A 20,587-nucleotide genomic window follows, 5' to 3' on the forward strand; every position below is an offset into this window, starting at 1 on the left:
ATGCGCTCCGCCGCGGACATGCAACAAACTACCCATCAACAGGTGCCGCTCATCCCCGTGGCCCTGACCCGCTGCCCGGCTTACGAGCCGGACCGGTTGGCCGAGTCCATTCAGGCCTGCTGGAAGGCTTTGGGCCGCGTCTTTCGTCCCGGGGACACGGTGCTGGTCAAGCCCAATCTGGTCACCTCCCGCCGGGCCCATCTCTCCTGCACCCATCCACAGGTGGTCCGGGCCGTCTGCATCCTGCTGCTGGATCACGGCGTCCGCGTCCAGGTGGGCGATTCCCCGGCCTTCGGCACCGCCGGGCAAGTGGCCCGGGCCGCTGGACTGACCGAGGCTTTGCGCGATCTGCCCGTGCCGGTGCGCAATCTGAACCGGCCGGTTGCCACACGACTCTCCAGTGACCTCCAGGCCAGCGGCCTCCAGGTGGGCATCTCCCGCCACGTCCTGGAGGCCGACCTGCTGCTCAACCTGCCCCGGCTCAAGGCCCACTCTCAAATGTTCATCACCGCCGCGGCCAAAAACCTGTTCGGATGCGTCTGCGGGGTGCGCAAGGCCCTGGCCCACATGCGCCACGGCCAAGGCGACGACCTGGCCACGCTGATCCTGGATCTTCAGCCACACCTGCCGCCCACCACCTCCCTGCTGGACGCGGTCACGGCCATGCACGTCTCCGGCCCGGCCAGCGGACAGCCTTGCCACCTGGGCCTGCTGGCCGCCTCGGACAACCCCGTGGCCCTGGACACAGCCGTCTACACGGCCCTGGGCCTGCATCCGGAGCAGGTTCCCCTCTGGCGCGAGGCCCGTCGAAAAAAACTGTCCGGCCATCATCCGGACCAGATCACCACCCCCCTGCTCTCCCTCGCGGACCTGGATCTCTCATCCTTCCAGCCCCCGGACCACCTCATCCCGGTATCCTTCCACCCCAGGCAGATCGTCAAAAGCATGTGCCGCCGGGTGTGGCTGGGATTGCGCGCGGTGGCTGCAGGCAGGTGAGAATGAATGGAGTTCTTGACCTAACGGGGCCAACTCTTTACAGGCACACGGTGTGGAAGTTGGTGTTTCTCTCCACATGATTTTCATCTCAACGCAAACGAATGGAGGTTTTGGAGTATGTTGAAGCGTTTTCTTCTGACGGGACTGCTATTGGCGGCAATGACGTCCACGGCCTGGGCCCAGCGCACGATCACCTTCGCGTCTGACTGCACGTGGCCGCCCATGGAAATGATCAGCGAAGATCGCGAATGCGTCGGATTCGGGCCGGATCTGGTCAATGCCATGGCCAAGGCCGGGGAATTCGAAGCCGTGATCCAGAACACGGCCTGGGACGGCATTTTCGCGGGACTGGCCTCCGGGCGCTACAACGCCATCTCCTCTTCAGTGTCCATCACCGAGGAACGCAAGAACGCCATGGATTTTTCCGACCCCTACTTTGAGGTCAAGCAGGGCGTCGTGGTCCGGGACGGCTCGGACATCAAGACCGAGGCCGACCTGGCCGGGAAAACCCTCGGCGCGCAGATCGGCACCACCGGCTACTTCGCCGCCATGCGCATTGCCGGAAACAACGCCAAAAGTTATGACGAAGTGGGTTTGGCCATCACTGATCTGGCCAATGGCCGTCTGGACGCCGTGATTGCCGACGACGCCGTGGCCGCGGACTACGCCCTGACCAACGAAAATTTCTCCAAGAACCTGAACCTGGCGTTCCTGATCGAGCCGGACGAGCCGGAATACCTGGGTTTTGCCGTGAAAAAGGGTGACACGGAAACCCTGGAACTGATCAACAACGCCTTGGCAGCGGTCAAGGCCAGCGGGGAATACGACCAAATCTTTAAGAAATGGTTCGGCGGGGAATAGCCCGGCACTTCTGAACGATTCCATCTCCCTCTTGCCGGAAGCCATGCCGTTCCGGCAAGAGGGATTCTCTCCTTGTTGAATCCTCAATCGACGCCAAAGGTAAACGATGGCCGAAAAACAAGTCGTCATTGACGTGGGAGACGGAGCGGCCCTGCCGCGCAGGCATGACCGAGGACTTTTCAGTGCCTGGTGGATTTCCTTGATCGGCGCCCTGGGCATCATCGCTTATCTGTGCATCTCCCGCCCTGATCCCTATTGGCGGGTTCTCAAATTTCTCCCGGACGGGATCGTGGTCACCTTCCAGGTCACCATCCTGTCTATTCTCTTGGCTCTGGTTCTGGGACTATTCACCGGCTTGGGACGGATTTCCAAGAACAGGGTCATCAACCTGATCGCCTCCACCTACGTAGAGGTGGTTCGCGGCATTCCGCTGTTAGTCCAGCTTTTCTACATCTATTTCGCCCTGGGCCAGGTCTTTGCCAACCTCCCGGACTCCAACGCCCTGTTCATTTTTTTGAAGAACATGCCTCCCCTGGTGGCCGCGGTGATCGCCATGGGCATCTGCTACGGGGCCTACATGGGCGAGGTCTTCCGAGCCGGAATCCAGTCCATCGACCACGGCCAGACCGAGGCGGCCCGCTCCCTGGGCTTCAACCGCGCCCAGACCATGTTCTACGTCATTCTGCCCCAGGCTTGGCGGACCATTTTGCCGCCCGTTGGCAACGAATTCATCGCCCTACTCAAGGACAGCTCCCTGGTCTCTATCCTGGCGGTGTCGGACATCCTGCGCCGCGGTCGGGAATTCGCCAGCGTGACCTTCAACTACTTCGAAACGTACACCATGGTCGCCCTGGTCTATCTGGTGATCACCCTGCTCCTGTCCAAGATCGTGAGCACCATGGAAGAAAGGTTGAACTACTATGAGCGTCGCTGAACAAGTAATCAGCATCCGGAATGCTTCCAAATTCTTCGGCGACCTCAAAGCCCTGAACGACGTGTCCCTGGACATCCATGCCGGGGAGAAAGTGGTGATCATCGGACCCAGCGGCTCCGGGAAAAGCACCCTGCTGCGCGCCATTAATCGCTTGGAAAGCATTGACCGGGGCGTCATCACCGTGGACGGCAAGGACGTCAACGACCCAAAAAACGACATCAATGTCCTTCGCATGGAAATGGGCATGGTGTTTCAGAGCTTCAACCTCTTTCCACACAAGAAAGTTCTGGACAATCTGACCATGGCCCCCATCAAACTGAAGAATATCCCCCGCGCCCAGGCAGAGGAGCGGGCCATGGCCCTGTTGAAGAAGGTGGGCATCGAGGAAAAGTCCGCGGCCTATCCGGTCCAACTCTCCGGCGGCCAGAAGCAGCGGGTGGCCATTGCCAGGGCCCTGGCCATGAACCCCAAGATCATGCTCTTCGACGAGCCCACCTCGGCCCTGGACCCGGAAATGATCGGCGAAGTGCTGGACGTCATGGTCACTCTGGCTAAAGAAGGCATGACCATGGCCGTGGTCACCCATGAAATGGGATTTGCCCGGGAGGTGGCGGACCGGATCGTGTTCATGGACCAGGGAGAAATCGTGGAAGTCGGTGCGCCGGACCATTTCTTCGAGCGCCCCGAGCATCCCCGGCTGAAGAAATTTTTGAGCCAGATTTTGTGAAGTGAGTTCACGGTTCAGCGGTTGGTTCTAGCCACGACATGCGAATCCGCTTTCCATTAGGATCTTTTTTTAAACCGAACCTCACTTGCCAACAACCACGACCTTACTTTAACCGCTGAACCCTCATGCCTACCCTTTTCGCCCCCTGGAGAATGGAGTATGTTCTCGGTCCCAAGGCGGATGAGTGCGTGTTGTGCATTCCGGAGTCCACCGCACGAGATCGCGATCAACTGGTTTTAGTTCGCGGAAGGCTTTGCTTTGTGATCATGAACAGGTATCCCTACGCCAACGGCCACCTGATGATGGCTCCATACCGCCATGTTCCTGACCTGGCGGACCTGAACGAGGCGGAGGCTGGTGAAATGACGGCTTGGCTGCAACACTCCGTCCGAGCTCTGCGCGTGGCGCTCGGGCCGGACGGCTTCAACATCGGTATGAACTTGGGAAGCGTCGCCGGCGCGGGCATTCAGGATCATCTACACATGCACGTCGTCCCCCGCTGGCACGGAGACACCTCATTTATGACGGTTTGCGGCCAGACTCGCGTCGTTTCCGAGCACCTCTCGGCGACCTACGATAAGCTGGCTCCGCTGTTTCTTCCACCTCACCCACCCTCTAACCCCGCACAAGGAGAGGCTGTATGCGCTACTTGAAGGTCTTGCTGCTGACACTGTTTTTCTTCGTCTCCATGGTGTTCTTCATCCAGAACAACGAAATGTTGTCCAACGAACTCGTTCTCAAGTTGGAACTGTTCGATCTGAGCTTCGCTTCCCGCGAGTTGCCCTTCTACCTGATCGTCCTGGTGAGCTTCGTGGTCGGCTCGGTCTTCAGCATGAGTTACTTCTTGGCGGAAAAACTCCGGCTTTCCCATGAGTTGAAGTCCTCCAAGGCCAAGTTGGCTGCCTTGGAGCAGGAAGTGACCTCCCTGCGCAACCTGCCGTTGGAAGAGGAAGTCTATCATTCCAGCGTATCCAAGACCGAAACCGCGTCCTATTCGGACGAGTCGGCGCAGCCGTATTCCGAGAAAAAACGCGAAGAAAGCGCGGCATAGCTCATTGTTCCCCCTCGCGCCTCCTCTCGGCGCGTTGGTGATCGCCATCGGGTTCACGAAAGCGAGTCCCGGCATTCCGGGCCGTACGTGAACTCGGTGGTGTTTCCATTTTCGGGTCGGACCGCGTCCATTCTCGGCTTGTTCATACGCACCGATGCGACATGAAGCACTCTCGCTCGAACGTCGGTTGTCGGCCTGAAACACGCTTACCCGAGAACCATCCATTTCACCATCTTAACCATTGAGCTGAAGCGATGCGGGATTGGATAAAAACGGTTTTCACCTCCAGGTCCATGGTCCAGGATCATTTTCCCAACGAAACCCATGCGGACGGGCTATTACCGCCCTCCGAGGACACCTTCGCGGCCATCAACGAACTGAGCCGGGTGGTCAAGAACAATCCGGACGCCGTGGAAATTTATCTGGCTCTGGGCAATTTGTATCGCTCCCAAGGTGAGATCGAACGGGCCGTACACATCCGTCAGAACCTGATCCTGCGTCCCGGCCTGCATCAGGAATTCAAAGCCCGGGCATATTATGAACTGGGGCGAGACTACAAACGCGGCGGGTTCGTGGATCGGGCCTTCGACGCCTTGCGCCAAGCCCGCAAGATCGCCGGCAACAACCCGGCTATCACCCTTGAACTGGCCAAGCTCAGCGCCGAATCCGAGGAATACGTTCAGGCGGCCAAGTACTATCAGGAGTTGGGCAATTCCATCGCCGAAGCCCACTACCTTGTTCGGCAGGCCCAAAAAGAGTGCCGGGACGACCCCAAGCGCTCCCAGGCTGGAAAATGGCTGGACCGGGCTCTCAAAGTTTCCCCGGGATGCATGGAAGCTTGGTTGGAAAAACTGCAACGCGCCTGGGGCGGGCAGGAGAAAACCAAGCCGGCCAAGATCCTGGAACTCGCCATGGCCCTGGTTCCGGAACAGATGCGATTCATCTTGCTCGAAGGACTCCTGAGCACCGCGAGCAACAACGACCGTTCCGGCAACTCCTCTCCTGCCGCCCCGGACCTGGACGCCGCCCTGGCCGTGCTTTCCGGCTACCCTCAGGACATGCTGCTCCAGCATTACGGAGGCCTGCTGCTCCTGAACCAAGGCCACGAACAAGACGCCCAGGCCTGGTTCGAGCGCTGCCTGATCCTGGAGCCGAATTTCTGGCTAGCCCGCCTGGAAATTCTGAACCTGGCCAAAAAGCGCCACGACCTGCCCAAGACCCTGGCCGTGCAACTAGAGTTCTTCATTTCACGGGCTCGGGAAGTCAAACGATTCTCCTGCCGCCAGTGCGGCCTGAAACGAGAATCGATCTTTTTCATCTGTCCCCGCTGCGGTTCCTGGCACTCCATCACCTTTCGCCGCAACCTGAATGAGTGAATCAAGCCCACCCAAGCTGACGCCCATGCTGGAGCAGTACTTGGGCATCAAGGCCGCCCATCCGGACGCCCTGCTCTTTTTCCGCATGGGGGATTTCTACGAGCTCTTCTTCGAGGACGCCGAAACGGCGGCCCGTGAACTGCAGATTACTCTGACCAGCCGCAACCCAAACGCCGAAAACCCCGTACCCATGTGCGGGGTGCCCTATCACGCCTGCGAATCCTACCTGACCCAACTCCTGAGCAAGGGCCTCAAGGTGGCTATCTGCGACCAGGTGGAGGATCCTAAGGAGGCAAAAGGACTGGTTAAACGGGCCGTTACCCGGGTGCTGACCCCAGGTACCCTGGTGGAGGACGCCGGCCTGGAGGCCAAGGAACACCATTTTCTGGCCGCCCTGTTCTGGGACGCTCAGGCGGATTTCGGCGGCTTGGCTTGGGTAGACGTGTCCACCGGGGAGTGCCGGGGAGTCAGGCTTCGCGGCCAAATGGCGTCATGGTCGTGGGTGGCCAAGCTCCAGCCCCGGGAACTGCTGCTGCCGGATCACTTGCGCCCACCAGTGCAGGCCGGGGGTGTTTCCACCCGAATCACTCCGCTGCCCGTGCGCGGCTTCTTCGAATTCGGGCAGGCCAAAGAACGAGTCCTGCGAAGCCAAGGCGTGGCCGACCTGCACGTCCTGGATCTGGAGAACAAGCCACAGCTCACCCAGGCCTTCGGGGCGCTGTTGGCCTATCTGAAACAGACCCAGAAGCACGACCCGAATCACCTTCAGCCGCTCCAAGTCATTCAGCCCGGCGATTTTCTGCTTCTGGACGAAGTCACCCTGCGCAATCTGGAAGTTTTTCGTCGCCTGGACGGCGGACGCGGGCCGGGTACCCTGCGCCACGTCCTGGACCAAACCCTGACGTCCATGGGCGGCCGCCTTCTTGAATCCCGTCTGCACTACCCCTGGAAGGAACCGGAACCGATCCTCCAGAACCAGGCCGTGGTCGCCGCGCTGCTGGAAAATGACGTTTGCCGCTCCGAACTTGCCCAACGGCTGTCCACCACCACGGACCTGGAACGCATCGCCACCCGGATTTCCATGAACCGAACGTCGCCGCGGGATTTCGCGGCCTTGCGCCAAGGCGTGGCTCGGCTGCCCGGGCTCCGTGAGACCCTCGGCAACCTGCTTCAGGCCCACGACGAGCAAGAACTCGACATGTCGAAGAACGGTTCTCCCGCTTCCCCGACTCCTGACGCCAACTCGCCACACATCCTGCTCCAAGAGCTTCTGCGTTCCTGGGACGATCTGAACGATCTGACCGACCTGCTCCAGCGGGCCCTGGTGGACTCCCCTCCCCTGCTGATCACGGACGGCGGCATTTTCCGCTCTGGATACGATCAGGATTTGGACGCGCTGCTGGACTTGGTGGAACATGGGCAGGATACCCTGCGGGAGATGCTGGCCCGGGAACAGGAACTGACCGGCCAGCCCAAGCTGAAGATGGGCTACAACCGGGTGTTCGGCTATTATTTCGAGCTGCCCAGATCCCAGACCAGGGAACTGCCCGAGCGATTCCAGCGGCGGCAGTCCCTGGTCTCCAGCGAGCGCTTCGTCACCGAGGAGCTCAAGGAACTGGAAGACCGTCTGCTGGGTGCCTCGGACCGACGCAAGATTCTGGAGCACAAGCTCTTTCAGGAACTGCGGGACAAGGTAGACCAATTCCGTTCCCGGGTGATGCGCATGGCCGAGACCGTGGCCCGCCTGGACGTCTGGCTGGCCCTGGCCGAGGCGGCCAGAAAATGGTCCTGGTCCCGCCCCAACGTCACGACGGATCTGAACATTTCCATAATTGGCGGACGCCATCCGGGCATTGAGGCTTGCCAAGGCAGCGCGGACTACATCCCCAACGACGTCCACCTGGACGACCAACGCCGGGTGCTGATCATCACCGGCCCGAACATGGGCGGCAAGTCCACGGTGCTGCGCCAGACCGCGCTGATATGCATCCTGGCCCAGATCGGCTCCTTCGTCCCGGCGACCCAGGCGTCCATCGGCCTCACGGATCGGATCTTCACTCGTGTCGGGGCCTCGGACAACTTGAGTCTTGGGCAAAGCACCTTTATGGTGGAGATGATTGAGACGGCGCGCATCCTGCGTCAGGCCACCCAGCGCAGTCTGGTCATCCTGGACGAAATCGGCCGGGGAACCAGCACCTACGACGGCCTGGCCCTGGCCTGGGCCGTGGTGGAGGAACTTTCCGGCCACGGGGTGAAACAATCCAGAGGCCCCGTGCGGACCCTGTTCGCCACCCATTACCACGAACTGACCTCCCTGGAAGGTCGACTGCCCGGAGTGCGCAACTACAACATCGCGGTCAAGGAGTGGAAAGGCGACATCATTTTTCTGCGCCGACTGGTCCCCGGTCCTTCGGACCGCAGCTACGGCATCGAGGTGGCAAAACTGGCCGGCCTCCCGCGCGGGGTCGTGGCCAGAGCCAAGGAAATTTTGGAGGAACTGGACGCCGCGAAAAAGCCCCGAATGCTTCACCAGTCGTCCAATTCGGCGCGGCGACAACTGCTCCGCGAGCCCCTGCCCGGCTTGGGGATCACGACGCCCTCCCGAGAGAATCCGGAAGAAGCCGACATCTTAAACCTTTTACGCGACCTTGACCCGAAGCATCTCAGCCCCATGCAAGCGTTGACCTTGCTCCAACAATGGAAGGAACGCCTGGAAGGGGGAGAGTGAACAATACAGGAACCAAACTGAAGGAGACTTAAACCCATGCATCACTTTACATATCGCAATGGTGAACTGTACGCCGAGGACGTGGCGGTCCGGGATCTGGCGGCGGAATACGGCACGCCGCTGTACGTCTATTCCACCGCGACCTTCAAGCGCCACTTCCAGGCCTTTGACTCCGCCTTCGCCGACCTGCCTCACATGACGTGCTATTCGGTCAAGGCCAACTCCAACCTATGCGTGCTGCGCCTGCTTAGCGAGCTGGGCGCGGGTATGGACATCGTTTCCGGGGGCGAACTGTTCCGGGCCCTTTCCGCCGGGGTCCCGACACGCAAGATCGTTTATTCCGGAGTGGGCAAACGGGCCGAGGAAATCCGGGAAGCCTTGCTGGCCGACATTCTGATGTTTAACGTGGAGTCCATGGACGAGCTGCGACGGATCAACGACATCGCCCTGGAACTAGGCCAGGTCGCCCGGATCAGCCTGCGCATCAATCCGGACGTGGACGCCAAGACACATCCCTACATTTCAACGGGGATGAAGAACAACAAGTTCGGTCTGGACATTAAACAGTCCCTGGAAGGCTACGAACTGGCCTTGAAGCTTCCAGGCATTGAGCCTGTAGGCATCGACTGCCACATCGGCTCCCAACTCACTTCCATCGCCCCTTTCCTGGAAGCCCTGCACCGGATCAAGGACTTCAATCATAGATTAAAAACAATGGGCGTGGATGTTCGCTTCCTGGACCTAGGCGGCGGTCTGGGCATCACCTACGACCAGGAAGAGCCGCCGCACCCCAAGGAGTTCGGCCAAGTCCTGGTCCGGGAACTTCAGGACATGGACGTCACCCTGATCCTTGAGCCGGGCCGGGTCATCGCTGGGAACACGGGCATTCTGGTCACGGAAGTCGTGTACACCAAATCCACGGAAACCAAGCACTTCGTCATCGTGGACGCCGCCATGAACGATTTGGTCCGCCCCTCCCTGTACCAGTCCCATCATACCATTGCCGAGGTCAGGCCCCAAGGTCGATCGACACGGAACGTAGACGTGGTCGGGCCCATCTGCGAGTCAGGAGACTTTCTGGCCCGGGACCGAGACCTGCCCGAAGTGCACTCCGGTGAACTTCTGGCGATTTTTTCCGCCGGGGCTTACGGCTTCACCATGTCCTCCCAGTATAACTCCCGCCCCCGGGCCGCGGAAATCCTGGTGGATGGCTCCCAGGTCATGCTGGCTCGGAAACGCGAAACCTACAACGACTTGGTTGCCCTGGAGCGTCAATGCCTCAAGGAATGAACGTCCTCTTCGAGCGATTGCCGTCCATACCGACCCCCATGGACCGGTTGCGCGGCTTTCAAAGCCAACTGGGCATCGACCAGAAGGACTTCGCTCGGATGAATCAGCTTTCGGACGCGTTTTCGCCGGAAAAGGAACGGTTCGCCCAGCGGGTCTTCGATCATTTCCACGGCATCCCGGCAACTCGTATCGTCCTGGATCACGGCCCGTCGCGGGAACGGATGATCCGGATCTGGTCCCATTGGTACGAATCCTTTTTCCAGAACCGCAACCAAGATGCTTTTCTGATCGCCCAATGGCGTAGCGGCCTGAACCATGTGGCCGCGGGCATCGATCATCGCTACATCAGCTTGGCCTATGCCATGGCCCGTAAATTCATCCATGAAACGGCCCTGGCCAAGCTGGAGCCGAAACCCTGCTCCGCGGCCATCGACCTGATGGACCGCCTCCTGGATCTCTGCTTGCTGGTGGAGACCGACGCCTTTATCACCTCTCTGACCAAATGCGACCTGGAGATCATTCGCGGCATCGCCCACCAGGTCCGCAATCCCCTGATGGTTATCGGCGGCAACGTCTTGCGTCTGCGCAAACAGCTTCCCGCGGACGACCCCAAGCACGAAGTGTACGAAACCATGCTACTGGAGGCCAACCGCCTGGAGCGGATGGTTCGCAACGTGACCACCTACAACGAGGTCTTCCAACGCGAGCCTCGGCCCAACTCCTGCGACCTGGACTCCGCGATCAAGGCCACCCTGGAGGAATTGCGGCCTCAGGATGGGATTAGCGTCGAAATCCGGCCGGATACTCGCCATCCCAACGTGCTGGCGGACCCGGAAGACCTGCGGGTGATCCTGTATCACCTGATCCAAAACAGCCTGGAAAATGCGGCGGACACGTCCGCTCCCATGGTCCGGATCACCTCCCTCCAAAGCGAGACCAGCGGTGACTTTCTAGATATCCACATCTTCAACAACGGCCCGACTCCGAATCCGGACAGCCTGGAAAGCCTGTTCACGCCATTTTACTCCACCAAGGCCTTGGGCACCGGCTTCGGCCTGCCCATTGCCAGGCTGGCCGTACGCAAGAACCACGGGCACCTGACCTTGCGGTCCCAGCCGGAGGAAGGCACGACCTGTTTGGTCACATTGCCGACGTGACGGAATGGTGTATGGTTCACGCGAAGGCGCGAAACCAAGAATATTTGTACATCCTTCGCGCCTTCGCGTGAGCCCCTTTACCAACTCCCCTGAGGAGGATGACATGGAAAAACCGCTGCGTTTGGGTATCAGCTCTTGTTTGCTGGGCAACAACGTCCGCTATGACGGCGGGCACAAGCTGGATCGTTTCTTGCGGGACACCCTGGGCAAGTACGTGGAGTTCGTGCCGGTCTGTCCGGAGGTGGAGTGCGGCATGTCCGTGCCACGGGAGGCCATGCGGCTGGTGGGAGACACCGAGAATCCCCGGCTACGGACCATTCGGTCCGGCGATGACCTTACGGACCAAATGCTGGCCTGGGCCGCGGAGAAGAACAAGTGGCTGGCCGGACAGGATCTGTGCGGCTTCATCTTCAAGAGCAAGTCGCCATCCAGCGGCCTGCAAAACGTGAAGGTCTACTCAGAGCAAGGCATGCCGCAGCAAAAAGGAGTGGGCATTTTCGCCAAGACGTTCATCACCCGGTTCCCGGACATCCCGGTGGAAGACGATGGACGCCTGAACGATCCAGGTCTGCGAGAAAACTTCATCGAGCGGATTTTCGTAGCCCGGCGCTGGCAGGACGTGGTCACGGCCAAGCCGGCCCTTGGGCCGTTGGTTGCCTTTCAAGCGCACCATAAGTATCTTGTTTTAGCCCACAGCCCGAAGCATTACACAGCCCTGGGCCGCCTAGTGGCCCAGGGCTCGGAAATGAACCGGGACCAGGTATTCACCGAGTATGGACGCCTGCTGTCCGAGGCCCTGCAAGTTCGCACCACCAAGGCTAAATTGTTCAATGTGCTGGAAAAGAGCATGGGCCATTTCAAAAAGCAGATCACGGCCTGGGAAAAGCAGGAACTACTGGACGTCTTCCGACGCTTCAAGGAAGGTCAAATCCCGCTGATCGTCCCGGTGACCCTGCTCAACCACTACATCCGGAAGTATGATGAGCCGTATCTCAAGACACAGTTCTTCTTCCACCCGCACCCTTTGGAACTCAAGCTGCGCAACCACGCCTGATCCACGAGCTACTTCCCCCACACTCACGCCATGCGCCTGATACGAGACTGGTTTCAACGACATTTCAGCGACCCCCAGGTTGTGATCCTGGTGGGCATGCTGATCGTGGTGTTCGCCGGAATCTACTTTCTGGGACGGATGGTGGTGCCATTCCTGACCGGGTTAGTCATGGCTTATCTACTGGAAGGCTTGGTTCGCTTTCTGACCAACTGGCGCATCCCGAGACTCTTGGCCGTGCTGATCGTTTTTTTCGGATTCATGACCGGGTCATTCTTCGCCCTATTCTGGCTGCTGCCCATGCTGACCAAGCAGGTCGCCCAACTGGTTCAACAGATACCCGGCCTGATCACCCACACCCAAGCCCTGCTGCTCCAGCTCCCGGAGCGCTACCCCAAGTTCATCACCGATGAACAAGTGGTCCAGTTCACCACGGCGCTGCGCAACGAACTGTTTACCTTTGGTCAAAAGCTGCTGACTTTTTCCGTGGCCTCGGTCACGGGGTTGATCACCATCATCGTGTACTTGATCATCGTGCCCATGCTGATCTTCTTTTTCCTCAAGGACAAAGAAAAAATCGTGAGCTGGCTGCGGGCCTTCCTGCCCAAGGAGCGGAGCTTGGCCAAGCAGGTCTGGCTGGAAGTGGACAACCAGATCGGCAATTATATTCGGGGGAAGTTCTGGGAAATCCTGATCGTCTGGGGCGCGACCTACGCAACCTTTCTCTGGCTCGGCATGCAGTACGCCATGCTGCTCGGGCTGGTGGTCGGCCTGTCCGTGCTGATTCCCTACATCGGAGCCGCCGTGGTCACCCTGCCCGTGGCCATTGTGGCCTATGCCCAATGGGGGTTCGGGGACGAATTGTTGTACGTGCTCATCGCCTACGCCGTGATCCAGGCCATTGACGGCAACATCCTCGCCCCTTTGCTTTTTTCCGAAGTGGTGGACATCCACCCCGTGGCTATCATCCTGGCCATCTTGGTCTTCGGCGGGCTCTGGGGCTTCTGGGGCATCTTCTTTGCAATCCCCCTGGCCACAGTGGTTCAGGCCGTGCTCCGCGCCTGGCCCAGATCCATGGCTCCACCGCCAGAGGAGCCGGAAGCCGGCACGCAGTACACTGAGTAAAAAACGAAAGGGAGAGAAAGCACTTTTTCCCTTCCCACCCCTTTTTTACCCGTCCTTCGTCTCCGCTACAACGCGACGCAACCGGGGAACCTCCCGGACTTGGGCCCAGACCAGCCCCAAATACTCGTAGACAGCCCGTTCGCTACGACGCAGCGCGGTGGAGGACGGAAAAAAATCACCAGGATGGCGCTCCCTCTCCAAGGATTGCTTGACCAGAAAATCCGTCGGCGCCGGGATCGGGGCCAGTCCGGCGGCCTGGGCCAAAGCCACGGACCTGAGCATGTGCGAGGCGGAAGTGACCAGCAAAAAAGGCTCACCCGCCTCGATCACCTCCCGCAAGGCCAGCATCTCTTCCGCCGTGTCTCTGGCTTGGTCCAGCAGAACCCTCGGCCCCGACTCCCCCAGATCTCCAGCCGCCCCTGCCATGACTTGGGCATGGGATACCGCATCGAAAACCGCTCCCCCCGAAACGACCAAAACGCTCCGTGGAAGCTGTCGATGCAGCCGGATTCCTTCGACGAGCCGGGCAAGCGAAGCGTCGGTCAATTGCATTGTCGCGGTCAATCGAGGATCTGACCGATGCCCTCCGCCCAGCACGACGACAAACCTGATGTCCGCCAGATCCCGAACACTCGTCACCGGGTCATGGCGACGCTCCAAAGGAATCAGAAGGCGATCCGCCACCGGGGACGACGCAAAGCCTATCGCGGTCATCGTTCCCAGAAGCAACACCGTTCCAGCCAGCTTCCGGCTCTTTCCCAGCCAAAGCAGCGCCAGCCCGACAAAAAGCAGGAGGCCGGCCACGCTCAGGGGCATGCAGAGCAGGCCGATGATTATTTTCAGCAGGAACATCATGGATGGCTCAGGATTCAAAGCTTTTCTTGCGGTATCGGGGTCGGCGCTTCGCTATCGGAATCGGTGTCGAAAAAGGATTATGGGCGAACAAACAGTATCGATCCCGATCCCGATAGCGAAGCGCCGACCCCGATAACAGCTTTTTTCAAGTGAATAACACATCGCCGAAGTAGAATTGGTATAAATCACTCCGCCCCCCGGATCAGCTCCAGCATATCTTCCACCGACAGTTTGATTCCACTGTCCGTTCCTTCCAGCAGACTGGTGGCCAGATCGCGTTTGTGGCGGTGCAGGTCGAGGATTTTTTCCTCGATGGTTCCCTTGGTCACCAGGCGGTAGATGGTCACCGGACGCTGCTGGCCGATACGGTGGGCGCGGTCCGAGGCCTGGTCCTCCACGGCCGGATTCCACCAGGGGTCCATGTGGATCACGTAGTCCGCGGCGGTCAGGTTCAGGCCGAATCCTCCGGCCTTGAGGCTGATCAGGAACAGATCCCCCTCTCCGGCCTGAAACGCGGTCACCGCTTGCTGACGCTTCTTGATGGGCGTGGAACCGTCCAGATACTGGTAGCGGACCTTGCGCTGGTCCAGATAGTCGCGCACCAGATGCAGGTGGTCCACGAACTGGCTGAAGACCAGGGCCTGGTGCTTGTTTTCCAACAAATCGTCCAGGATTTCGCCGAACGCTTGCAGCTTGGCGCTGCCCGGCCCGGACTTCGGCCCCGCGCCGGGCATGACCAGATCCGGATGACAGCAGGCCCGACGCAGCCGCATGATCTCGGCCAGAATTTTGATCCGTTGTTGTCCGGGCTGATCATCATCGGGCTCGGCCATTTTTTCCAGGGCTCCGCGCCGCAGGGCGTCGTAAACGGCTGCTTCCTCCGGACTGAGTTCCACGGGAAGCACCACCTCGGTCCGGGAGGGCAATTCGGCCAAAACTTCGCTTTTCAGGCGGCGGAGTATGAACGGACGAATCAGGTTCTTGAGTCGCCGCTTGGCTTCGGCGTCCCGGTTCAGCTCGATGGGCACGGCGAAGTTTCGGTTGAAGCGCTCCAGGGTACTCAACAGGCCGGGGTTGATGAAGTTGAACAGGTTCCAGAGTTCGCCCAGGTTGTTTTCAATGGGCGTGCCCGTGGTGATCACCTTGAAGTCCGCCGGCAAAGTCATGGCCGCACGGGAACGCTTGGCGACCACGTTCTTGATGGCCTGGGCCTCGTCCGCGACGAGCGTGGTCCACCGGACCTTGGCCAGCAGCTCGGATTCCGACTGCAGCAAGCCATAGCTGCATACGATCAGATCAAAAGGCCCGGCCTGCTCCACCATCCGTTCCCGTTCGCCGGGCCCGAACCGCACCGGCCGCAGGCTCGGGGCGAACCGGGCCGTCTCCTCCATCCAGTTGATGCAGACCGAGGTCGGAGCTAGCACTAATGTCGGCCCCTGCTTGGCCCGGGTCAAAATCAAGGCCAGGGACTGGATTGTCTTGCCCAGCCCCATGTCGTCGGCCAGACAGGCCCCGGCTCCCCAATGGGCCAAACGGAACAGCCACTGAAAGCCTTCCACCTGGTATTCACGCAACTCGGCCCGCAACGTCGCCGGAACTTCCGGTCGCAGTTCCGCGGCCTCCCGGACTCGGCGCAGCAAATCCTTCCATGGTTTCGGCGAGGTGACCCGCATTCCGTCCAGCACTTCATCCAAAACCGGCGCTGCCAGGGGATGAACCTTGCCGCCGTCGCCGTAGGCGCGCAGAGCGTCCAGGCGCTTGCGCAGGTCACGGGTCAGGCACAAAAAATCGCCCTCCTCCAGGCGGACGAAACGGCCCGGGCTGTTCTCCAGCAGGGACAACAGCCGGGACATTTCCATCACCGTACCGTCGTCCAGTTCCAGCCCGCCATCCATGGCGAACCAGTCCTGCTTTCGAGACAGCCCGATCTTGAACCGATTCAAGCCGCTCTCAGCGGCGATACGCACCTGTTTTCCCTCCGGCCACTCCAGGACGACGGCGTCCCCCATCTCCTGAAGGCTGAGCAGGGTTTCCAGGGCGCTTTCCGGATCTTCCAGCCGCCAGGACCAGTCCGCGTCCGTGTCCAGCCCCAGGGTCGGGCAGCGCTCCAGCAGGGCCTGCACCGCCTCCCGCTCGGCCTTGTCGTCCCTGGTGGCGCAGACCTGACGACCTTCCACTTCGGTGAACAAGGTCTTGCCGCCCTCTCCGGGCCGGACCAGCAAGAGTCCATCCGGAACGGGCCGAAAAAACAGGTCGATCAACAGCCCATCGCCAACCGGGCGCAGACGCAGTACCGGACGGGAATCCGCCGGGACGCTTTCAGCCTGGCCCAGGCCGCTGATGGTGGAATGCACGGTGAGCAGCGGAGCGACTTCCGCGATGCTCTCCAGAACCTGCTCCTTGGCCGCCGCTGGAACCTTCACGCCCTTGTCTCCAAGGATTGAAGCGATCTTGGCATGCTGGCCGTCAAAACGGACCACCCGAAGCCGATGTCGGCCTTCCCGATGAATCGCCACCGTGCCGTTTTCCGGCAACGGGGGCTCGACGCGCACCCGCAGCCCCCCTTGCTCCTCCAAGACCTGCAAGGACGGCTCGGCCTGGACCACCTCCACCGGTCGCTCCGGATCATCCTCAAGAAAAATCAGCGGATGCCCCACCGCGGCCAGGACGGCCTGGTCCCCGGCCAGGGAGTATTCGGTCTTGTTGTAATATCCGTAGTAGGTGGAATAGGTGTCCTCGGAAATGGCCAGGCACAGACGGCGGTCATGCTCGGTAAGATAGGGATAGCTTTCCGGGGAATGGCGCAGCTTCTTCAAGGCCACCGGGCGACCGGCGGTCCACGTTCCATTGGCCTTGAGCTTTTGTTCCCGAGGCTCCAGACCGAACTGCTTCCCGGTGTGATACAGCCGCCACGTCAAGCGCTGCTCCCCCACCTTCGCGCCCTTGTCCCCGCCGCCCGACGTGGAGGCGAAGCCCAGGTTCTTCAGGGCTTCCAGGGCCAGTTCCCACTCTTCCTTGGGTTTGAACAGAAAGGTCAATGTTTTCCAGGAAATCACCCCCTCCGAGCTTGGAAAGACGGACAGCAACTTCCTGCTCTCGGTCGCTTCCAGAATCCGTCGCGTCTCTTCGGCATACCACCGATACCCGACATGCTCGGCATGCACCCCCAGTTCGGCCAACTGCCCCAGGACCGCTGGTTTCGGCTTTCCCCCGGTCCAGAGTTGCGAAAGACAACCAAAGAGAAACGTATGCGTCCCGGCAAAAGAAGAAGAACTGAACAGGAACTGTTTGAACTGGTCCGGTTTCTTTTCTCCAAGCAGGACCGAGGCGAATTCCGCCAGCAGAAAAAAAACGAAACGGAAAACATCCTTGTGCGGTTCCTTTTCGATGACCGAGGCCTGATGTCTGACCAGTCGAAGATCTTCAGAGCTTCCCCGTCGCAGCAGGGCCAGATTCTGAAACACCCCCGGCATACCGGGGATTCGGACGTTGCGTTTGCGAGTGCCCTTCTTGACGGCCGCCAGGGAGTCATCGAACACCTTGCCTGCCTCGGCATACTCCCCACGGATGAACAGAAGCCACCCGAAAAGGGCCAGACCCGGGGCGGTTCGATCGTCTCGCAGCAGTTCACGGGCCTGGTCCGTTTCACCTCGGGCCAGGTACTGGGCAGCGAGAACATGGCGCGGGCCGGCATGTTTCTCGGCCATGGCCGGAAACCAACGCCGGGCCAACTCCCAGACGTCACGAGTGTCGATCAAAAAGGCCTGGCCGCTGTTCAAGCAGGTTCCGACGGCCTGAAACTTGATTACGTCCGGCAAACGCTCCAGCCATTCCGTGTTCAACGGCACGAGGCACATCCCGACAAGATCGTCGATTCTGTTCGACTGTACCGGAGTCCACGGATACTGAGCGGCCCCGATCAGTTGCAGCACCTCTTTTTCGTCACGAAGAAACAAGGCGTTGCGCAGTCCGATCCACTCTCTGGATACGTCCATGTCGTAAACGGTATAGCTCGGTGTCCGGACGACTCGTTCGACGGCCCTCAGAACCTCGGAATAGCGCCCTTCCATATCCAGCGCCCGCAAGGGCTCCAGGCGCAGTTCCATCTTCAATTGAAGGCGTCCCTGTTTGAAGGACAAGAGTCTGAGCCGGGTCATTCTTTCCCGCCATTCCCGGCCCACCATCCCCGTCAGCGCACGTCCTCGGGCATCCTTCCAATCCAGCTTTTGCAAAATACTTTTCAAATCAGTTTGAGTCACATGCCGCGAACACATGGCCATGACTTGAAAAATCCGCTGTTCGTCAGGGGTCAATTTTTGAAATTTTTTGATCAGCTTTGAGTTTTCTGTGAGGTTTTTTTGTTGGTTCATTGAGGTGATTCCACATAGAGGGTTTGACTCGTGTTGCTCTTGGACGGTCTTTCATCGCATGGACAGACGCGCTGCACCGCCAGGAGTGAGACGATATTTTTGCAGCCTGCTGTTAGGCTTGTGCGGCAAGGTGTATTCGATCAGACCGCCCTCCAGCAAGGACCTGACGACCCGATTCAATGCTCCGGTTACGGACTTTCGGCCAAGAGCCGCGGCCAGCTCCGCCTTGCTCAGCGGTGCATTATGCAAAAGATGCAAAAGAGCCTCTTCCGTCGAAGCTGACCGTGCGCAATTCTCCGGCGCACCTTACTGCCGCGCGGGTTGCTCCGAAACGTGATGGGCTTCAAGATAACCAACCTCACGTGGAGCCTCGCGGGCAACAGGTTCCGGCCTTGCCAAGGGATGAACCGGAAGACGAATCAGGAAATACGTGCGCTCCGCGTCGGTGTCGAGGATCGGTTCCGGTGAGCCGTTGGAACGCATGGCGCGCAGCGCTTTAGGGATGCCGGTGGACCGTCCTTCGATCAGCTCCAGTTCCTTGAGGAACTCCCCGATGCGACGATTATGGTACCACCGACTGATGGCTCGTCCCTGATGCCTGATACTTGATCACCACTTCCCGGTGAAACATGCGGTTGATGAAGTCCACGGCATCGCGGGTGATCCGGCCAAGCGGGCCCTGGAAAAATTTTTCCTCGAAACGATCCCCGCCCGGCCCTTCCGGGAACCAGACCACGTCGATCTGGGTGGCGGGGAAAAAGCGTCCTGGCTCGTCATTGAAGAACAGCAGACCGAAGTTTTTGGGAAAAGGGGGCCTCGGACGGTCCACCCACGATGTTCATTCACCGGCCCAACTCTTCCCGGCCCAGATCTCGCGCCTCGACAGCCAGCTCGCTGCCCACGTCCATAAGATCTGCTCGATCAGCCAGGGTGAAAGATCGTCCAGGACGGCCATCTCGCTCCTCGACGCCGACGACCAGATATCCCCCGCCAAAATTATTGAAGTCGTTGGCAATGGCACATATTGTGTGCAAAATACCCTCCGGCGACCACCCGGCCTTGTACTCGACACACTCACCCTCAATTGTGCACTGATGCAGCAAATCATGAATGTTGATCGTTAGCATGAGAAGTATTCTCGTATCAAAACCGTCTCGTTACACTTTGACCCAGCCAACCAGCTCGCAACACAACTCTGCCCCAACTGACGACAAAAAGTAAGCCGCAGCACCATCTGAAGACACAAAAACGTAACTTTGTATAACAAAAAGAGATAAATAATACTATTTATTAAGCAAATATAATGAATTACAAATTTTCAGCATAGCCATCAACAGCAACGACTCTGCCCATTTTAACGTTCTCCAGTCTACCCCGACTCTGCCCTTTGATTGATAGTCCCGCCTACAGCCCGCTCCTTGTCCTGCTCAGAACAATTGTGTAGAATATTTTAAAATCAAGGACAATCTTCGTATGCCGTGGGTTGAATGAAGAATGATCAAACGATCTTCCGATCTCTGACCTCTATTCAGATCAAGCACCTCACTTTGAAAAGAATACCGACATAACTTTGAAAGCGTGCCAAAGAGCCCTCCATGCCTGAACAGTCCATCACCCTGACCATCAAAAACACCCTGGACAACGCGGTGCTTCTCGCAACCGTCGTACAGTCCGTGGCCATGACGCTGCCATTTTCGCAGACCGACGCCTGCATGCTCCGCTTTTGCACCTTCGAGGCCGTCAAGCTGGCCATCCGAGGACATCCCCCGGAATACTGCAATTCCATCATCGTGCAAGTGGACATCCTTGAGGATCGTCTGCGACTTTCCGTGCGTGATATGGGCTCGGCAGTGGATTTCCTGGACGCCTGCGCGCCGGACTGGAACGTCGAAGACATTGTCAAGGCCTTGGAGGAAGACTGCCTGGGGCCGGAAGTGATCAGAAGCTCCATGGATTCAGTGAAAAGCGAACGCGTGGATGGGGAAAACAGGCTGGTGATGAGCAAGAAATTCAACACAAACCTGCGTGAATACGACGAATGAACGAAATACACGATCATAGCGGCC

The 20,587-nt window shown here is 59.3% G+C and carries 19 protein-coding genes; 13 read left to right on the plus strand and 6 right to left on the minus strand.

The genetic code is table 11. The annotated features are described in order from the left end of the window. From C6366_RS10975 to C6366_RS11030, 12 genes are all read left to right on the plus strand, one after another. Nucleotides 1–996, plus strand: a complete 996-nt coding sequence (locus tag C6366_RS10975) for a DUF362 domain-containing protein (RefSeq protein ID WP_233248467.1) — start codon at nt 1–3, stop codon at nt 994–996. Between the two features lie 117 nt (nt 997–1,113). Beyond that, the gene (locus tag C6366_RS10980) at nt 1,114–1,857 is read left to right on the plus strand and encodes a basic amino acid ABC transporter substrate-binding protein (RefSeq protein ID WP_107737905.1); all 744 of its coding nucleotides are present in this window, start codon (nt 1,114–1,116) and stop codon (nt 1,855–1,857) included. A 106-nt stretch (nt 1,858–1,963) separates the two neighbouring features. Next, nucleotides 1,964–2,791, plus strand: coding sequence for an amino acid ABC transporter permease (locus tag C6366_RS10985; protein ID WP_107737906.1), 828 nt, complete (start codon nt 1,964–1,966; stop codon nt 2,789–2,791). Continuing rightward, on the plus strand, nt 2,778–3,518 hold the full coding sequence (locus tag C6366_RS10990; protein WP_107737908.1) for an amino acid ABC transporter ATP-binding protein: 741 nt from the start codon (nt 2,778–2,780) through the stop codon (nt 3,516–3,518). Before C6366_RS10985 ends, C6366_RS10990 begins: the two co-directional genes overlap by 14 nt. 125 nt (nt 3,519–3,643) lie before the next feature. Then, nucleotides 3,644–4,171 carry an HIT domain-containing protein gene (locus C6366_RS10995; RefSeq protein ID WP_107737909.1) on the plus strand — a complete coding sequence of 176 codons (528 nt, stop codon included), beginning with the start codon at nt 3,644–3,646 and terminating at the stop codon, nt 4,169–4,171. Then, nucleotides 4,159–4,569, plus strand: a complete 411-nt coding sequence (locus C6366_RS11000) for a lipopolysaccharide assembly LapA domain-containing protein (RefSeq protein ID WP_107737911.1) — start codon at nt 4,159–4,161, stop codon at nt 4,567–4,569. Before C6366_RS10995 ends, C6366_RS11000 begins: the two co-directional genes overlap by 13 nt. A 254-nt stretch (nt 4,570–4,823) precedes the next feature. Continuing rightward, entirely contained in the window at nt 4,824–5,945 is a 1,122-nt protein-coding gene (locus tag C6366_RS11005) for a tetratricopeptide repeat protein (protein ID WP_107737913.1), read from the plus strand. Next, the gene (gene mutS, locus C6366_RS11010; protein WP_107737914.1) at nt 5,938–8,673 is read left to right on the plus strand and encodes a DNA mismatch repair protein MutS; all 2,736 of its coding nucleotides are present in this window, start codon (nt 5,938–5,940) and stop codon (nt 8,671–8,673) included. Before C6366_RS11005 ends, mutS begins: the two co-directional genes overlap by 8 nt. Before the next feature lie 36 nt (nt 8,674–8,709). Continuing rightward, a complete protein-coding gene (gene lysA, locus C6366_RS11015; protein WP_107737916.1) occupies nt 8,710–9,963 on the plus strand; it encodes a diaminopimelate decarboxylase in 1,254 nt (417 codons plus the stop codon). After that, a complete protein-coding gene (locus C6366_RS11020) occupies nt 9,948–11,120 on the plus strand; it encodes an ATP-binding protein (RefSeq protein WP_107737918.1) in 1,173 nt (390 codons plus the stop codon). Before lysA ends, C6366_RS11020 begins: the two co-directional genes overlap by 16 nt. Nucleotides 11,121–11,223: 103 nt before the next feature. Next, entirely contained in the window at nt 11,224–12,174 is a 951-nt protein-coding gene (locus tag C6366_RS11025; RefSeq protein WP_107737920.1) for a DUF523 and DUF1722 domain-containing protein, read from the plus strand. Nucleotides 12,175–12,204: 30 nt separating this feature from the next. Beyond that, complete coding sequence (locus C6366_RS11030; protein ID WP_107737922.1) at nt 12,205–13,296, plus strand: AI-2E family transporter; 1,092 nt, start codon at nt 12,205–12,207, stop codon at nt 13,294–13,296. A gap of 45 nt (nt 13,297–13,341) precedes the next feature. Here the strand turns inward: C6366_RS11030 and C6366_RS11035 are convergent, their stop codons facing one another. The 6 genes from C6366_RS11035 to C6366_RS20065 form a co-directional block, all read right to left on the minus strand. Next, entirely contained in the window at nt 13,342–14,151 is an 810-nt protein-coding gene (locus C6366_RS11035) for an ElyC/SanA/YdcF family protein (RefSeq protein ID WP_107737924.1), read from the minus strand. Nucleotides 14,152–14,336: 185 nt separating this feature from the next. After that, nucleotides 14,337–18,308, minus strand: a complete 3,972-nt coding sequence (locus tag C6366_RS20565) for a DEAD/DEAH box helicase (RefSeq protein ID WP_199221487.1) — start codon at nt 18,306–18,308, stop codon at nt 14,337–14,339. Nucleotides 18,309–18,572: 264 nt separating this feature from the next. After that, entirely contained in the window at nt 18,573–18,779 is a 207-nt protein-coding gene (locus C6366_RS20050) for a Fic family protein (protein ID WP_199221488.1), read from the minus strand. Between the two features lie 48 nt (nt 18,780–18,827). Next, nucleotides 18,828–19,124, minus strand: coding sequence for an ATP-binding protein (locus tag C6366_RS20705; protein ID WP_199221491.1), 297 nt, complete (start codon nt 19,122–19,124; stop codon nt 18,828–18,830). Continuing rightward, nucleotides 19,084–19,350 (minus strand): hypothetical protein, encoded by a 267-nt coding sequence (locus C6366_RS20060; protein ID WP_199221489.1) that lies wholly within the window; start codon nt 19,348–19,350, stop codon nt 19,084–19,086. Before C6366_RS20060 ends, C6366_RS20705 begins: the two co-directional genes overlap by 41 nt. Before the next feature lie 13 nt (nt 19,351–19,363). Next, nucleotides 19,364–19,648, minus strand: coding sequence for a helix-turn-helix domain-containing protein (locus C6366_RS20065; protein ID WP_368731487.1), 285 nt, complete (start codon nt 19,646–19,648; stop codon nt 19,364–19,366). A gap of 468 nt (nt 19,649–20,116) precedes the next feature. On the opposite strand from C6366_RS20065, the gene C6366_RS11050 reads away from it, so the two are divergent. Further along, on the plus strand, nt 20,117–20,563 hold the full coding sequence (locus tag C6366_RS11050; protein WP_107737928.1) for an ATP-binding protein: 447 nt from the start codon (nt 20,117–20,119) through the stop codon (nt 20,561–20,563). The last annotated feature ends 24 nt before the right edge of the window (nt 20,564–20,587 follow it).

It is taken from the genome of Desulfonatronum sp. SC1 (genome assembly GCF_003046795.1).
Classification (GTDB): Bacteria; Desulfobacterota; Desulfovibrionia; order Desulfovibrionales; family Desulfonatronaceae; genus Desulfonatronum.

Excerpts from the sequence above, each read along its gene's own strand:
- C6366_RS11025 (WP_107737920.1), top strand. The coding sequence starts at position 11,224 with ATGGAAAAACCGCTGCGTTTGGGTATCAGCTCTTGTTTGCTGGGCAAC.
- C6366_RS10995 (WP_107737909.1), top strand. The coding sequence starts at position 3,644 with ATGCCTACCCTTTTCGCCCCCTGGAGAATGGAGTATGTTCTCGGTCCC.
- C6366_RS10985 (WP_107737906.1), top strand. The coding sequence starts at position 1,964 with ATGGCCGAAAAACAAGTCGTCATTGACGTGGGAGACGGAGCGGCCCTG.
- C6366_RS11050 (WP_107737928.1), top strand. The coding sequence starts at position 20,117 with ATGCCTGAACAGTCCATCACCCTGACCATCAAAAACACCCTGGACAAC.
- C6366_RS20565 (WP_199221487.1), bottom strand. The coding sequence starts at position 18,308 with ATGACCCGGCTCAGACTCTTGTCCTTCAAACAGGGACGCCTTCAATTG.
- C6366_RS11020 (WP_107737918.1), top strand. The coding sequence starts at position 9,948 with ATGCCTCAAGGAATGAACGTCCTCTTCGAGCGATTGCCGTCCATACCG.
- lysA (WP_107737916.1), top strand. The coding sequence starts at position 8,710 with ATGCATCACTTTACATATCGCAATGGTGAACTGTACGCCGAGGACGTG.
- C6366_RS10990 (WP_107737908.1), top strand. The coding sequence starts at position 2,778 with ATGAGCGTCGCTGAACAAGTAATCAGCATCCGGAATGCTTCCAAATTC.
- C6366_RS11000 (WP_107737911.1), top strand. The coding sequence starts at position 4,159 with ATGCGCTACTTGAAGGTCTTGCTGCTGACACTGTTTTTCTTCGTCTCC.
- C6366_RS10980 (WP_107737905.1), top strand. The coding sequence starts at position 1,114 with ATGTTGAAGCGTTTTCTTCTGACGGGACTGCTATTGGCGGCAATGACG.
- C6366_RS20065 (WP_368731487.1), bottom strand. The coding sequence starts at position 19,648 with ATGCTAACGATCAACATTCATGATTTGCTGCATCAGTGCACAATTGAG.
- C6366_RS10975 (WP_233248467.1), top strand. The coding sequence starts at position 1 with ATGCGCTCCGCCGCGGACATGCAACAAACTACCCATCAACAGGTGCCG.
- mutS (WP_107737914.1), top strand. The coding sequence starts at position 5,938 with ATGAGTGAATCAAGCCCACCCAAGCTGACGCCCATGCTGGAGCAGTAC.
- C6366_RS11030 (WP_107737922.1), top strand. The coding sequence starts at position 12,205 with ATGCGCCTGATACGAGACTGGTTTCAACGACATTTCAGCGACCCCCAG.
- C6366_RS11005 (WP_107737913.1), top strand. The coding sequence starts at position 4,824 with ATGCGGGATTGGATAAAAACGGTTTTCACCTCCAGGTCCATGGTCCAG.
- C6366_RS11035 (WP_107737924.1), bottom strand. The coding sequence starts at position 14,151 with ATGATGTTCCTGCTGAAAATAATCATCGGCCTGCTCTGCATGCCCCTG.